Below are 13,149 nucleotides of genomic sequence, written 5' to 3'. Positions count from 1 at the left end.
ATGCTACTGGGCTGGATCCGGGCGTGGCGGGCGTACGGCCCGCTCCGCCGCCGCATGCCACCAGCGCGGCGGCGAGGGCGAGTTGGGCTGTGCCCAGGGCTGATCCGGGTGAAGGCCGAGCGGGAGGAGGGCTGTTGCGCGGATGCGGACGGTGATCCAGCCGTGCCAGTGCCCGTCGGGTCCGGGGCCGCAGGCCAGGCTCCACTGCATGTCGTCGAGCGGGAAAGGCATCCAGTCGATGCCCCGGTCACGCAGTCAGGCGCGGACGGCGGCCGCCGGGTGCGGGCGGCCCTTCACGTTCTCGTACGCGGCGATGGTCACCCAGTCGTCGGAGGGCCTGCGGGCGCTCGGGAGGTTCATGGCTGCCATGATGCCCGACGCGTCGACGGCTCGTCAGTGGTTCACCAGGAGCGCGTCGACGGCTCGTCGGCGAAGAAGTCCGCAGGGCGGAGAACCCTTGCGCCCAGATACTCGTCCGACCAGGTAACGCACCGACACTGACAAGGGGCTCCGATGCGAGGGAAACGGCCGCAATGGCCGGTGCGGCTGTGGCCGCGCACGCGGCGTGGGCAGCGCCGGGCCGTGCAAGGGGTCATGATCGCCTGTGTGCTGGGGCTGGCACCCGTCACGTGGATGTACTCCGTGGCCGACGCCCGTGTCAGGACGACCGCGGACGCGCCCGCACAGCAGGTCGCCGTGGTGTTCGGGGCCGGGCTGTGGGACGGGAAGCCGTCGCCGTATCTCGCGAACCGGCTGCGGGCCGCCGCCGAGCTGTACCGGGACGGCAAGGTGAAGGTCGTGCTCGTCACCGGGGACAACAGCCGGAAGGAGTACGACGAGCCGGACGCCATGCGGACGTTTCTCGTCGCGCACGGGGTGCCGGACCGGCGGATCGTCAGCGACTTCGCCGGGTTCGACACCTGGGACTCCTGCGTGCGGGCCAAGAAGATCTTCGGTGTCGACCGGGCCGTGCTGGTGAGCCAGGGGTTCCATATCCGGCGGGCGATCGCGCTGTGCCGGGCCGCGGGGATCGATGCGTACGGCGTCGGGGTCGACGCCAAGCACGATGTGACCTGGTACTACGGCGGGACGCGGGAGGTGTTCGCGGCGGGGAAGGCGGCGCTGGACGTGATGTTCAAGCCGGACCCGCGCTTCCTGGGGCCGCAGGAGCCCGGGGTCGGGGAGGCCCTGACGGCCAGGACACCCCCTCAGGGGTGAGGCTCCGGCCGACCTCACGGTCCCGGTGGTGGCGGGCTGGGATGCACGTTCCGGTGGCGGTCACCCCACGGCGCGGGCGGGCGGTGGCGCCTGCCCGGATCACCGGGGCCATCCGGCAGGACACCGTCTTCATGCCGTTCCGCTGGGCGGGTGAGGGCCGGGCCGACACGCTGACGAACTCGGCGCTGGACCCGGTGTCGCGGATGCCGGAGTTCAAGGTGTGCGCGGTGCGGGTGGAGGCTGTCGGCGGGTGAGCCAACTGCCTCCGGGGATGAGGGTGCCGTTGGAGCGGAGGGAGCGGGCGACGGGAGCGGCGGCGAGATAGACCCAGGCGCGGGCGGTTCCGGTGCCGGGTGGCTTCCCGGCCGGGATGCGGACTTCTCGGGCGACCCTCTCGTACAGGTTGCCCGGATGTCCGGGACCGACGTACTCCTCCAGCCGGTCGAGCTCTACGAGCATCTCGGCGTAGCTCGCGGGCGCGGCGGTGAGGAGCGCGCCCTGCACGGCGCCGTCGCCCTCGATTGCGTACGGGTAGCCGGGGCCGTCGTAGAGGAGGGCGCCCGGCAGGAGGGCGGGCTGTTCCGCGATCGCCCGGCCGTGGAGGAACAGGTCGTGGTTGGGTTCGCCGGGGAGCAGCGTTCCGTAGACGAAGAAGGGCAGTTCGGGGGCGGTCTGCGGCATGGTCACAGGGCCGTGATCGGAGCTGTCTCCGACGTCAGCCAGGCGAGGTAGCCGGCGCTTCCGCGTACCACCGGCATGGCGATGATCTCCGGGGTCTCGTAGTCGTGCGCCGCTCGGAGGTGCTCCTCCAGTTCGTCGTAGCGCTCGGCCGTCGTCTTGAACAGCACCTGCCACTCCTCGGTGGTCTCGATGGCGTTCTGCCACCGGTAGACGGAGGTGACGGGCGCGGAGATCTGCGCGCACGCGGCGAGCCGTGCCTCCACCGCACCCTGGGCCAGGGTGTGGGCCTTCTCCTCACTGTCCGTGGTGGTCAGTACGGTCAGCCATGCCGGCGATGTCACCGTCGGTCTCCTCGGTTCTTCTCGGTTCTGCTGCCTGTCGGGCTTCCTTCTTCGTCGATTGTCCGGGTGCTCCGGCCCGCTGTCCTCCCCTCGATCCCGCGATACGGCATGAACATGAAATGTCGTGAACCCTGAATCTGATGCGAGCTCAGATTCACCGCCCGCCGCCCGCCGCCCGCACGGCGACGCTCAACGCGGCGAAGGACCTGTACGGGGCGGGCAGCGCGGAGCAGAACGCGGGGGCGGACAACGCGGAGCAGAACGCGGGGGCGGACAACGCGGAGCAGAACGCGGGGGCGGACAACGCGGAGCAGAACGCGGGGGCGGACAACGCGGAGCAGAACGCGGGGGCGGACAACGCGGAGCAGAACGCGGGGGCCGCGACCTGGTCCGCGGTCTCGGTCGGCTGACAGGGAGCAGGTCCCGGAAGCACTCGCTCCGGGACCGGCGTCCGGCCGAGAAGGGATCAGCTTCCGTACGGGCGGACCGCCTTGGCGTCCCGCAGCGCACTCCCCCACCAGGTCAGCTGGTCGAGCAGAGTCTTCGCCGCCGCGTCGACGGCCACGGGGTCCTTGTGCCGGCCCTCGTCGTCGAAGAGAGCGCCCGCGTTGTGGAACGACACGGTGTCGCGGAGGGAGACGGCGTGCAGCTCGGCGAAGACCTGGCGAAGATGTTCGACGGCCCGCAGACCGCCCGACACTCCCCCGTACGAGACGAAGGCGACGGGCTTGGCCTGCCATTCGGCGTGATGCCAGTCGATGAGGTTCTTCAGCGGGGCGGGGTACGAGTGGTTGTACTCGGGCGTGACCACGACGAAGGCATCGGCGGCGGCCAACCTGGGCGACACTCTCGCCAGTCGGGCCTGCACGTCCGGTCCCGGGCGGTAGGTGAGCGCGAACGGAAGCTCGAGTTCGGCGACATCGATCAGGTCGGTCTCGATACCCGGGTGGTCGGCGGTACGGGAGAGGAACCAGTCGGCGACGACCGGGGCGAAACGGCCCTCGCGATTGCTGGCAAGGATGACCGCGACCTTCAGGGGTGCTGTGGTGAGTTCCATGCGGCGAGACTCGTATGTCAACCATGGTTGGGGTCAAGCGCCGCCGCTCACCTCTCCGACGTACGGTGGAACACATGACGACCGCCGCGCCCCTGTACGTCGAGTTCAACGGACACGCAGCAACGGAGGCGGATCTCCGGATCCCCGCCTTCTCCAACTACGGTCACTTCACCGCCATGCAGGTCAGGGACGGGAAGGTACGCGGCCTCGCACTCCACCTGGCACGGCTGGACGCCGCCAACCGGGAACTCTTCGGTCATGGGCTCGACGGCAGCCGGGTGCGCGAGCTGATCCGGCACGCGCTGGACGGCGCCGGGGTGCGGGACGCCTCGACCCGGGTGCACGCCTTCCTGCCGCCGGGCGACACCGGGACGACCGTCATGGTCACCGTGCGCGGACCGGCGCAGAAGTCCACCGAACCGCACTGCCTGATGTCCGTTCCGTACGTCCGCACCGTCCCGCACATCAAGCGCCCCGGCGAGTTCGGCCAGACCTATTACGGGCAGCTCGCCGCACGCTCCGGCTTCGACGAGGCGCTGCTGATCGCACCGGGCGGGACGGTGACGGAAGGGGCGATCACCAACGTCGCCTTCTGGGACGGCACTTCGGTCGTCTGGCCCGACGCGCCCGCACTGCTCGGCATCACCATGGCCCTGCTGGAGCAGGAACTGCCGGGCGCCGGGCTCGAGTCCGTACGGCGCCCGGTGACGCTGGACGGGATCGGCGCCTACCGGTCGGCATTCCTCACCAACGCGCAGGGCATCGCTCCGATCCGGCGGATCGACGACACGGAGTTCGTGGTCGACGAGGAACTCATGAAGCGGGTGGGGTCGGCGTACGAGGCTGCGCCCTGGGACACCGTCTGACAGGGGAGCATGGGGCTCATGCAGATCCACATCGAGGGCTCGGACCTCCCCGGCCGCACCTGCGGGCCCGACAGCGACTTCCCCGGCGCCCGGAACATCCATGTCGGCGTACAGCGCAAGGACAGGCCCGGCGAGCTGCTGGGCCTGCACCCCGGCGACGCACCGTCGGCCGGATGGACACTGGACTGCACGGCCACCGCGACCGACGACGGCATCACGGTCGCCGGGCCGTATGTGCAGAACCGGCTCGGCGGGCGCTTCGTCCATCTGTCCTGGGGCACCGTGGACGACCACGGCGTCTTCTCCATGTTCCGGCGGGCCAAGCTGATGTTCGACGACATCGATCCGACCGTGCTCGAGGCCGCCGCGCGCTCCGGACATCTCACCGCACGCCTGCGCCTCTCCGACGCCAAGGGGCAGCCTCTCTGCGCCCGCGTCCGGCCGCCGGCCGTCACCTGGACCGCCCTCGCCCCCGAGTGACGGGACAGGACCGCCCCCATCGGGCCCAGGGGGGGTGGGTCCGATGAGGGCGGCGACCTGGGGCGGCGGGGGGAAAGCCGTCCCGTGGGGGGGGTGTCATGCGTGTGCCCGGGGCCGGCGAGGTCATGCATGTGACGTACACCACTCATTCCTCGTGGCTCGTCACCCGATCAGCACGGTGTGTCGCGGGGACGGCCGCCCGCCCTCCCATCCCCACTCTGACCTGCACGCTTACCTCTCGACAAGGGGCCCGGCCCGGACCGGTCGAGTGAAAGCTGACCCGGTGTCAGCATGCATGGGTGGCGCGTCGCCCGTTAGCTCTGCAACAAGAGATACCCGCCAGCGCCTCTGCTCGGAGGAACCCCCCATGCGCAGTCCTGCCCGCCTCGTGACCGGCACCGCCGCCGCAGCGCTCACCGCTGCCACGCTCGGCCTGTCCACCGCCGCGCCGTCCGCGTCCGCAGGGGACCTCGGTCAGCTGGAGATATCCCCGGCGGACGCGGCTCCGGGCACCACGGTCACGGTGAACACCACCGCTTGCGGGAACGACACGAAGGCCGCCGGGGATGCGAACTCCCTGGAAGCGGGGGACTTCACGCTGGCGTCCACCACCCGCGAGGAGGTGGTGGTCGGCACGTTCACGGTGCCGAAGAAGACCCATGCAGGGCCGTACAGCATCGACGTGTCCTGCGAGAACGGCAGAGAGGTCACCGGAACGCTGCGGGTGAAGGCGGCGGACACCGCGAAGTACGCCGCCGCGGGTTCCCCCGCCGGCACCGTGGAGGACAACGGCTCCGGCGGCAACACGGGCAGCGGCAACTCGGTGCCTTCCCTCGACGACCTGGCAGCCAGGGGCGAGAGCCTCCTCGGGAACCAGAACCCCTTCGGCATCGGCAACTCCTCCGGAAACGAGAGCGGGCGGGGCACCGGGAACGGGACCGGGCGGGGCACCGGCCGTGACACCGGAAACGGCCAAGGCCGCGACACCGGGAACGGCCAAGGCCTCGACACCGGCCGCGACACCGGGAACGGCCAAGGCCTCGACACCGGAAACGGCCAAGGCCTCGACACCGGCCGCGACAGCTCCGTGCCCACCTCTCCCTCCGGGCACGTCAAAACTGGTGTAGGCGGCAGCGTCCGCCCGGACACCTCCCAGATCGCGGCGGGTGCCGGCGTTCTCGCCGTGTCCGCCGTCGGCGGAGCCTGGCTCCTGCGTCGTCGGGCGAGCGGCACGCAGGCGGACGGCTGACTGACGGGGACGTACCCACGTCCCCGTACCGCCACGATTCCGTCCCGGTGGCCGCGCGTCACCGGGACGGGACCCCCACTTCCTTCCTCACGTCCTTCCCCGTCCCGGAGGACGACACCCCGGAGGACGACCGTGCCCCAGAAGGCCAAGGGCTGGCTGGTCGCCGTCGCAGCGCTGGTCGGCGTCTGGCTGATCCACAACGGCGCCGGCACCGTGCTGGTACCGCCGCAGCCGACCACCGCCCAGGCCTTCGCCGCCGGCGGTCCCGGAGTGCAGCCCGGCTCGCCCGTCGCCGCCCCTCTGCGGCCCTCGACGCCCGTCCGTCTCCGTATCCCCAGCATCAAGGTGGACGCCCCGATGATCCGGCTCGGGCTCAGGTCCGACGGCAGTCTCGATGTGCCGCCGGCCGAGAACCGTAACGTCGTCGGCTGGTACAAGGACGGCACCCCGCCCGGCGCCAAGGGCACCGCACTCGTGGCCGGTCATGTCGACAACGCACAGGGACGGTCCGTCTTCTACGACCTGGGGACCCTGGCCAAGGGCAGCACCGTCGAGGTGGTCCGGCAGGACGGGAGCACCGCCGTCTTCTCGCTCGACGCCATCGAGGTGTACAAGAACACGAACTTCCCCGACCGGCGGGTGTACGGCGCCTCGTCGTTCGCCTCGCTGCGGCTGATCACCTGCGGCGGCGGCTTCTCACCGAACACCGGCTACCAGGGCAACGTGGTCGCGTACGCGCACCTCACCGGAGTGCGCTGACGCCGGTCGCGCACCCTCAGGCCCACTGGTCGAACGCCAGCTTCGCGACGAGTGAGAACACCACGACCAGCAGCACACCACGGACGAACTCGCTGCCCTTGCGCAGCGCCATCCGCGCACCGAGCAGCCCACCCGCCAGGTTGAACACCGCCATCAGCGCGGCCAGCTGCCACAGCACGCTGCCCTGGTAAGCGAACATCGCGAGGGCGCCGGCGTTGGTGCAGACGTTGACGATCTTGGCGGTGGCGGACGCCGTCACCAGGTCGAGGTGGAGCACAGCGGTCAGCGCGAGCACCAGGAACGTGCCGGTGCCCGGCCCGAACAGCCCGTCGTAGAAGCCGATGCCGCCGCCGACCAGCACGATCGCGGTGACGGTACGGGCCCGGGTGACCTTCCGGTCCGTGCCCCCGTCCGCCTCCTTGCCGAACTGCGGCCGCAGCATCACGAACGCCGCCACCGCCAGCAGCACCACCATGATCACCGGACGGAGCACGTCACTGCTGATCCCGGCGGCGAAGAAGGCACCGGTCATCGATCCGGCCAGCGCCATCAGCCCGATCCGCACCGCCGTCCCGACCTTCACCGGCGCCTTGCGCACGTAGGTCACGGCGGCGCCCGAGGTACCGACGATGGCCACCGCCTTGTTGGTGCCGAGGACGTGCGCGGCCGGGACGTGCGGCAGGCCGAGCAGCAGCGCGGGCAGCAGGAGCAGCCCGCCGCCGCCCACCACCGCGTCGATCCAGCCCGCGGCGGCAGCGGCGAGGCACAGGACAACGAGGGTGGTCAGGGTGATGTCGGGCATGCTCGCGACCCTATGGAGGCGATACGTGTCCCGTCCAACTGCTTCTGCGGGATTGCCGGAAAGTTGAGCCAACTCTGAGCTTCCGGGGCTCTGCGGCCCTCACAGACCCTCTTCGGAGGCGCTGAGCGCAAGGTTCCTTCCGGGAAACAGCGGGGATCCGGTCGGGCAACACCCGCCGCGCACGCGTCTCACCATGAGGCGCGCAGCGGTGCGCGGGTGCTGAGCAACTCACCGGGGTGACCTGGCCGGGCCTCGGGGCCTGAGGCCCGGGCCGCGCGCTGCGCTCAGCCCTGGTCCTGGACCGCGGCCGGGTCCATCCACACGATCTCCCAGATGTGGTGATCGGGGTCCTGGAAGGACCGGCCGTACATGAACCCCTGGTCGATGGGCTCGTTGGCAGGCGATCCGCCGGACGCGAGCGCGGTGTCGGCCAGCTCGTCGACCTTCTCGCGACTCTCGGCGCTCAGCGCGATGATCGCCTCGGTGGACTTCGAGGCGTCGGCGATCTCCTTCTTGGTGAAGTCCTTGAAGCGCGGCTCGGTGATGAGCATGGCGAAGATCGTGTCGCTGATGACGAGACACGTGGTGGTCTCGTCACTGAACTGCGGGTTGAACGAGAATCCGAGCTTGCCGAAGAAGCTCTTGGTCGTCTCAAGGTCCTTGACCGGCAGGTTCACGAAGATCATCTGCGGCATGTCCGTCTCTTCTCTACTCATGTGTGGTGCTCTGTTCGAGTACTTTCGAGGGGTAGACGGCGGGCAGACTCCGAACTCATCGCCGACGGCGAAAAAATCGCCGGAGCTCCTACCGTCGGACCCATGAACGTATCGAAGGACTGGGCAGGGAGCGGAGCGACCGGCCGACGGATCACCGAGAAGCTGTCGGACGACCGTGAAGCGGCGGCACCCCCGCACGGGGTGCCGCCGCTTCAGGGTCGTCCGGAGCTGTCGTCGAGTCGTGGAGGGTGGACGTGAGCCGACGACAGCCCCGGAGTCCGGGTGGTCACATCAGCGGCTGTCACTGCCCTTCGCCTCTGCCGCGGCGCGGCCCGCCTCCAGGCGCGCGACCGGGATCCGGAACGGCGAGCAGGAGACGTAGTCGAGGCCCACCTCGTGGAAGAAGTGCACCGACTCCGGGTCACCGCCGTGCTCGCCGCAGACACCGAGCTTCAGGTCCGGGCGGGTGGCCCGGCCGGCCGCGACGGCGCTGCGGACCAGCGAACCGACGCCGTCCTTGTCGATCGTCTCGAACGGCGACACCCCGAAGATGCCCTTCTCCAGGTACGCGGTGAAGAACGAGGCCTCCACGTCGTCGCGGGAGAAGCCCCACACCGTCTGGGTCAGGTCGTTCGTGCCGAAGGAGAAGAACTGCGCGGCCTCGGCGATCTGACCGGCGGTCAGCGCGGCGCGCGGCAGCTCGATCATCGTGCCGATCGTCAGCTTCAGCTTGGTGCCCGTGGCCGCCTCGACCTCCGCGATGACCTGGTCGGCCTCCTCCCGGACGATCTCCAGCTCCTGGACCGTGCCGACGAGCGGAATCATGATCTCGGCGCGCGGGTCGCCCTTGGCGTTCTTGCGGTGGGCGGCCGCCTCGGCGATCGCCCGCACCTGCATCGCGAACAGACCGGGGATGACCAGCCCGAGCCGCACGCCGCGCAGACCGAGCATCGGGTTCTGCTCGTGCAGCTTGTGCACGGCCTGGAGGAGCCGCAGGTCGTTCTCGTTCGCGTCCTTGCGGGACTCGGCGAGCGCGACCCGTACCGACAGCTCGGTGATGTCGGGCAGGAACTCGTGCAGCGGCGGGTCGAGCAGCCGCACGGTGACGGGCAGCCCGTCCATCGACTCGAACAGCTCGATGAAGTCGGCCTTCTGGAGCGGCAGCAGCGCGGCAAGCGCGGCCTCGCGCTCGTCGTCGGTGTCCGCGAGGATCAGCTTCTCGACCATCTCGCGGCGCTCACCGAGGAACATGTGCTCGGTGCGGCACAGGCCGATGCCCTGGGCACCGAAGCGCCGCGCCCGCAGCGCGTCCTCGGCGTTGTCCGCGTTGGCCCGCACCCGCAGCCGGCGCACCCGGTCCGCGTACGCCATGATCCGGTGCACCGCTGCGACCAGCTCGTCGGCGTCGTCGGCGCCCGCGTGCATCCGGCCCTCGAAGTACTCGACGACCGGGGACGGCACGACGGGGACCTCACCGAGGTACACCTTGCCGGTGGAGCCGTCGACCGAGACGATGTCGCCCTCCTCGACGACGGTCCCGCCGACGGTCAGCCGGCGCCGCTTGGTGTCGACCTCGATCTCCTCGGCGCCGCAGACACAGGTCTTGCCCATGCCACGGGCGACGACGGCGGCGTGCGACGTCTTGCCGCCGCGCGAGGTCAGGATGCCCTCGGCAGCGATCATGCCGTCGAGGTCGTCGGGGTTGGTCTCGCGGCGGATCAGGATGACCTTCTCGCCCGACCGGGACCACTTGACCGCGGTGTACGAGTCGAAGACCGCCTTGCCGACCGCGGCGCCCGGCGACGCGGCGATGCCACGGCCGAGCAGCACCGTCTTCGCGTCCTCGTCGAAGCGCGGGAACATCAGCTGCGCCAGCTGAGCCCCGTTGACGCGCTGGAGCGCCTCCGCCTCGTCGATGAGCCCCTGGTCGACGAGCTGCGTCGCGATCCGGAACGCGGCACCGGCGGTGCGCTTGCCGACCCGGGTCTGGAGCATCCACAGCTGGCCGCGCTCGATGGTGAACTCGATGTCGCACAGGTCCTTGTAGTGCGTTTCGAGGGTCTGCATGATCTGCATCAGCTGGTCGTACGACTTCTTGTCGATCGACTCCAGATCGGCGAGCGGCACGGTGTTGCGGATACCCGCGACGACGTCCTCGCCCTGCGCGTTCTGCAGGTAGTCGCCGTACACGCCCGCGTGGCCGCTGGCCGGGTCGCGGGTGAAGGCGACGCCCGTACCGGAGTCGGGACCGAGGTTGCCGAAGACCATCGAACAGACGTTGACGGCCGTGCCGAGGTCGCCGGGGATGCGCTCCTGGCGGCGGTAGAGCTTGGCGCGGTCGGTGTTCCACGAGTCGAAGACGGCCTTTATGGCCAGGTCCATCTGCTCGCGCGGGTCCTGCGGGAAGTCACGCCCGGCGTCCCGCGAGACGATCTTCTTGAACTGCTTGACCAGCTTCTTCAGGTCGGCCGCGTCGAGATCCACATCGACGGTGACGCCCTTGGCCTCCTTCGCCGCCTCCAGCGCCTCCTCGAAGAGGTCGCCGTCGACACCGAGGACGGTCTTGCCGAACATCTGGATCAGGCGGCGGTAGGAGTCCCACGCGAACCGCTCGTCGCCGGCCTGGGTGGCGAGACCGGCCACGGACTCGTCGGACAGGCCGATGTTGAGGACCGTGTCCATCATGCCGGGCATCGAGAACTTCGCACCGGAGCGGACCGAGACCAGCAGCGGGTCGTCCGCCTGGCCGAGCTTCTTGCCCATCCGCGCCTCAAGGGCGTCGAGATGCGCGCTGACCTCGTCCCGGAGCTCCGCCGGCTCCTCGCCACTGTCGAGGTAGACCTTGCACGCCTCGGTGGTGATCGTGAAGCCCGGAGGGACGGGCAACCCGAGGTTCGTCATCTCGGCGAGGTTGGCACCCTTGCCGCCGAGCAGGTCCTTCAGATCCTTGTTGCCCTCGGTGAAGTCATAAACGAACTTCTGCCCCGGGAGCTCCGGCGTGGGTACGTGAGGATCTTTGTTTTCCGACACGGGTCTCGACTCCTAGAGGACTCGGGTGGCTGCCCTGACGGCGAGGAACATACCCAGATCGAAGGAGTCTGGGTACGTCCACTTGCGCGTCATGCGGCCTTAACCACTCGTCCGCCCGCAAATCGAAAGTTTTGTTCCAGACCCACGCATCGAAGCATTCATTCACTTCTTGAACGCATAACTACTTAAAGTGCCCGAGTTCAGAGAATTACACACGCTACGTAGTGGATGCGTTGATCGATCAAAGTAAAGCGGGGGTGGCACCGAGTGCCATCATTTGAGAAGTGCAGTTCGCAAAAACCCGCTCATCTGAGCAATGCGCCCCTCAGGGGTGGCGAGAATCACGCCCCGACGGGCGCTCAGATGTCACTATCCGGACGCCTCCGAGGCCACGCACGGTCACGCGCCGACCACAAACGGCGAAAGAAGTGCGGACGGGGCACCCCCAGCGCACGCCGCGGCGCCCCATGCCATCCGCTCCACCCTCGATTCACCCCGGATTGACGCTCAGATGAGCGGGAGGGAATCAAGGGCACCCGGTGCCTCAGCCGCCCGAGGTGTCGAGCTCGGCTTCCGCGCTCACGCCCGAGCAGTCGTAGGGGTCATTCAGCCAGCCGTCCGGCAGTACCACACGGTTGTTGCCGGAGGTGCGCCCGCGCGGCCCGTCCGCCCCGTCCGGCCAGGCCTGGTCCAGGTCGAGCTCGTGCAGCTGCGCACCCAGCTCGTCCAGCGACGAGGTGATCGCCAGCTTCTTGCGCATCTCCGAGCCGACCGAGAAACCCTTGAGATACCAGGCCACATGCTTACGGAAGTCGATCACGCCACGGGTCTCGTCGCCGATCCACTCCCCCAGCAGCGTCGCGTGCCGCAGCATCACCGTCGCGACCTCCCGGAGCGTCGGCGCCTGCCTCGCCTCCGTGCCCTCGAAGGCACTCACCAGGTCACCGAAGAGCCACGGGCGCCCCAGGCAGCCGCGGCCCACGACCACGCCGTCGCAGCCGGTCTCGCGCATCATCCGGCGGGCGTCGTCCGCACACCAGATGTCGCCGTTGCCGAGGACCGGGATCTCCGGGACGTGCTCCTTGAGGCGGGCGATCGCGTCCCAGTCGGCGGTGCCGCCGTAGTGCTGGGCGGCGGTCCTGCCGTGCAGGGCGACGGCCGTGACGCCCTCCTCCACCGCTATCCGGCCCGCGTCGAGGTAGGTGAGGTGGTCGTCGTTGATGCCCTTGCGCATCTTGATGGTGACCGGCAGGTCGCCGGCGTTGGATACGGCCTCGTTGAGGATCGCGCGCAGCAGCGGCCGCTTGAACGGGAGCGCGGAGCCGCCGCCCTTGCGGGTCACCTTGGGGACCGGGCAGCCGAAGTTCAGGTCGATGTGGTCGGCGAGGTTCTCGTCGACGATCATGCGGACGGCCTTGCCGACCGTGACCGGGTCCACTCCGTACAGCTGGATCGAGCGCGGGGTCTCGCTCGCGTCGAAGTGGATGAGCTGCATGGTCTTCTCGTTGCGCTCGACCAGCGCCCGCGTCGTGATCATCTCGCTGACGAACAGCCCCTTGCCGCCGGAGAACTCCCGGCACAGGGTGCGGAACGGGGCGTTGGTGATACCGGCCATGGGGGCGAGCACCACCGGCGGCTGCACCGCGTGCGGGCCGATCCGGAGCTGCGGGAGCGAGGGGGCGAGCGTGGTCATTGCTCCATTGTCGCGTACAGCGGGAGCTGCTTCGGCGGGCGCCGAGGCGAGAGGCGGGCAACCGCGCGGCGGTCGCCTCGACCAGCCGGCAGATCGGCGGGACGCCGGGCGCCGCCGTGATCGGTGCAGGCGGCGGGCGTGGCGGGCACCGGTTCCCCGCGCCGCGCCGCATATGCCACCGCCTTCGTGCAGTCCGACGTGGGTGGCGACCTCCTCGCGCCGCAGGCCGGGGTGCGACGGCGTCCGCCCCGGGGCAG

At 69.8% G+C, this 13,149-nt stretch carries 15 protein-coding genes and 1 pseudogene; 8 read left to right on the top strand and 8 right to left on the bottom strand.

What is annotated here, in order from left to right; all coding sequences use genetic code 11:
* Window positions 1-3 precede the first annotated feature (3 nt).
* Entirely contained in the window at window positions 4-231 is a 228-nt protein-coding gene (locus tag OH809_RS29175; RefSeq protein WP_406419227.1) for a hypothetical protein, read from the bottom strand.
* Between the two features lie 282 nt (window positions 232-513).
* Here OH809_RS29175 and OH809_RS29170 point away from each other — a divergent pair, with 282 nt between their 5' ends.
* Together OH809_RS29170 and OH809_RS29165 are read left to right on the top strand one after the other, a co-directional pair.
* On the top strand, window positions 514-1,218 hold the full coding sequence (locus tag OH809_RS29170; RefSeq protein ID WP_406515840.1) for a vancomycin high temperature exclusion protein: 705 nt from the start codon (window positions 514-516) through the stop codon (window positions 1,216-1,218).
* A 50-nt stretch (window positions 1,219-1,268) separates the two neighbouring features.
* Window positions 1,269-1,472, top strand: a pseudogene (locus OH809_RS29165) (molybdopterin dinucleotide binding domain-containing protein); the annotation flags it as partial.
* Here OH809_RS29165 and OH809_RS29160 read toward each other — a convergent pair.
* A complete protein-coding gene (locus OH809_RS29160; protein WP_406424918.1) occupies window positions 1,432-1,899 on the bottom strand; it encodes a gamma-glutamylcyclotransferase family protein in 468 nt (155 codons plus the stop codon). The pseudogene OH809_RS29165 and the gene OH809_RS29160 overlap by 41 nt on opposite strands.
* Before the next feature lie 2 nt (window positions 1,900-1,901).
* Entirely contained in the window at window positions 1,902-2,240 is a 339-nt protein-coding gene (cutA, locus tag OH809_RS29155; RefSeq protein WP_406419231.1) for a divalent-cation tolerance protein CutA, read from the bottom strand.
* A gap of 140 nt (window positions 2,241-2,380) precedes the next feature.
* Here cutA and OH809_RS29150 point away from each other — a divergent pair, with 140 nt between their 5' ends.
* The gene (locus OH809_RS29150; protein ID WP_406515839.1) at window positions 2,381-2,650 is read left to right on the top strand and encodes a hypothetical protein; all 270 of its coding nucleotides are present in this window, start codon (window positions 2,381-2,383) and stop codon (window positions 2,648-2,650) included.
* Window positions 2,651-2,706: 56 nt separating this feature from the next.
* Here the strand turns inward: OH809_RS29150 and OH809_RS29145 are convergent, their stop codons facing one another.
* A complete protein-coding gene (locus tag OH809_RS29145) occupies window positions 2,707-3,297 on the bottom strand; it encodes an NADPH-dependent FMN reductase (RefSeq protein ID WP_406419233.1) in 591 nt (196 codons plus the stop codon).
* A 74-nt stretch (window positions 3,298-3,371) separates the two neighbouring features.
* Between OH809_RS29145 and OH809_RS29140 the strand changes: the two genes are divergently transcribed.
* The 4 genes from OH809_RS29140 to OH809_RS29125 all read left to right on the top strand — a co-directional run bounded on the left by OH809_RS29140 (window position 3,372) and on the right by OH809_RS29125 (window position 6,651).
* Window positions 3,372-4,163: an aminotransferase class IV family protein gene (locus tag OH809_RS29140; RefSeq protein WP_406419235.1), complete on the top strand. Its 792-nt coding sequence runs from the start codon at window positions 3,372-3,374 to the stop codon at window positions 4,161-4,163.
* A gap of 18 nt (window positions 4,164-4,181) precedes the next feature.
* Entirely contained in the window at window positions 4,182-4,643 is a 462-nt protein-coding gene (locus tag OH809_RS29135; RefSeq protein ID WP_406515838.1) for a DUF5990 family protein, read from the top strand.
* Window positions 4,644-5,010: 367 nt separating this feature from the next.
* A complete protein-coding gene (locus tag OH809_RS29130) occupies window positions 5,011-5,892 on the top strand; it encodes a hypothetical protein (protein WP_406425476.1) in 882 nt (293 codons plus the stop codon).
* Between the two features lie 132 nt (window positions 5,893-6,024).
* The gene (locus tag OH809_RS29125) at window positions 6,025-6,651 is read left to right on the top strand and encodes a class F sortase (RefSeq protein WP_406419239.1); all 627 of its coding nucleotides are present in this window, start codon (window positions 6,025-6,027) and stop codon (window positions 6,649-6,651) included.
* Between the two features lie 16 nt (window positions 6,652-6,667).
* Here OH809_RS29125 and OH809_RS29120 read toward each other — a convergent pair whose 3' ends face one another.
* Both OH809_RS29120 and OH809_RS29115 read right to left on the bottom strand, forming a co-directional pair.
* Window positions 6,668-7,453 (bottom strand): sulfite exporter TauE/SafE family protein, encoded by a 786-nt coding sequence (locus tag OH809_RS29120; protein ID WP_406419241.1) that lies wholly within the window; start codon window positions 7,451-7,453, stop codon window positions 6,668-6,670.
* A gap of 284 nt (window positions 7,454-7,737) precedes the next feature.
* The gene (locus OH809_RS29115) at window positions 7,738-8,148 is read right to left on the bottom strand and encodes a VOC family protein (protein WP_406424920.1); all 411 of its coding nucleotides are present in this window, start codon (window positions 8,146-8,148) and stop codon (window positions 7,738-7,740) included.
* A gap of 123 nt (window positions 8,149-8,271) precedes the next feature.
* On the opposite strand from OH809_RS29115, the gene OH809_RS29110 reads away from it, so the two are divergent.
* Window positions 8,272-8,427: a hypothetical protein gene (locus OH809_RS29110; RefSeq protein WP_406419243.1), complete on the top strand. Its 156-nt coding sequence runs from the start codon at window positions 8,272-8,274 to the stop codon at window positions 8,425-8,427.
* A 33-nt stretch (window positions 8,428-8,460) separates the two neighbouring features.
* Here the strand turns inward: OH809_RS29110 and ppdK are convergent, their stop codons facing one another.
* Window positions 8,461-11,199 (bottom strand): pyruvate, phosphate dikinase, encoded by a 2,739-nt coding sequence (gene ppdK, locus OH809_RS29105; RefSeq protein ID WP_406515837.1) that lies wholly within the window; start codon window positions 11,197-11,199, stop codon window positions 8,461-8,463.
* A 544-nt stretch (window positions 11,200-11,743) separates the two neighbouring features.
* A complete protein-coding gene (dusB, locus tag OH809_RS29100) occupies window positions 11,744-12,892 on the bottom strand; it encodes a tRNA dihydrouridine synthase DusB (RefSeq protein ID WP_406419247.1) in 1,149 nt (382 codons plus the stop codon).
* Between the last annotated feature and the right edge of the window lie 257 nt (window positions 12,893-13,149).

This window comes from Streptomyces sp. NBC_00873 (assembly GCF_045207415.1).
Taxonomy (GTDB): Bacteria; Actinomycetota; Actinomycetes; order Streptomycetales; family Streptomycetaceae; genus Streptomyces.
This window is presented reverse-complemented; position numbering and strand designations above follow the sequence as displayed.

Bases quoted from the DNA above. Each gene is read 5' to 3' on its own strand.
- OH809_RS29175 (WP_406419227.1), bottom strand. From the start codon at position 231: ATGCCTTTCCCGCTCGACGACATGCAGTGGAGCCTGGCCTGCGGCCCC.
- OH809_RS29170 (WP_406515840.1), top strand. From the start codon at position 514: ATGCGAGGGAAACGGCCGCAATGGCCGGTGCGGCTGTGGCCGCGCACG.
- OH809_RS29160 (WP_406424918.1), bottom strand. From the start codon at position 1,899: ATGCCGCAGACCGCCCCCGAACTGCCCTTCTTCGTCTACGGAACGCTG.
- OH809_RS29150 (WP_406515839.1), top strand. From the start codon at position 2,381: ATGCGAGCTCAGATTCACCGCCCGCCGCCCGCCGCCCGCACGGCGACG.
- OH809_RS29145 (WP_406419233.1), bottom strand. From the start codon at position 3,297: ATGGAACTCACCACAGCACCCCTGAAGGTCGCGGTCATCCTTGCCAGC.
- OH809_RS29140 (WP_406419235.1), top strand. From the start codon at position 3,372: ATGACGACCGCCGCGCCCCTGTACGTCGAGTTCAACGGACACGCAGCA.
- OH809_RS29135 (WP_406515838.1), top strand. From the start codon at position 4,182: ATGCAGATCCACATCGAGGGCTCGGACCTCCCCGGCCGCACCTGCGGG.
- OH809_RS29130 (WP_406425476.1), top strand. From the start codon at position 5,011: ATGCGCAGTCCTGCCCGCCTCGTGACCGGCACCGCCGCCGCAGCGCTC.
- OH809_RS29120 (WP_406419241.1), bottom strand. From the start codon at position 7,453: ATGCCCGACATCACCCTGACCACCCTCGTTGTCCTGTGCCTCGCCGCT.
- OH809_RS29115 (WP_406424920.1), bottom strand. From the start codon at position 8,148: ATGCCGCAGATGATCTTCGTGAACCTGCCGGTCAAGGACCTTGAGACG.
- OH809_RS29110 (WP_406419243.1), top strand. From the start codon at position 8,272: ATGAACGTATCGAAGGACTGGGCAGGGAGCGGAGCGACCGGCCGACGG.
- dusB (WP_406419247.1), bottom strand. From the start codon at position 12,892: ATGACCACGCTCGCCCCCTCGCTCCCGCAGCTCCGGATCGGCCCGCAC.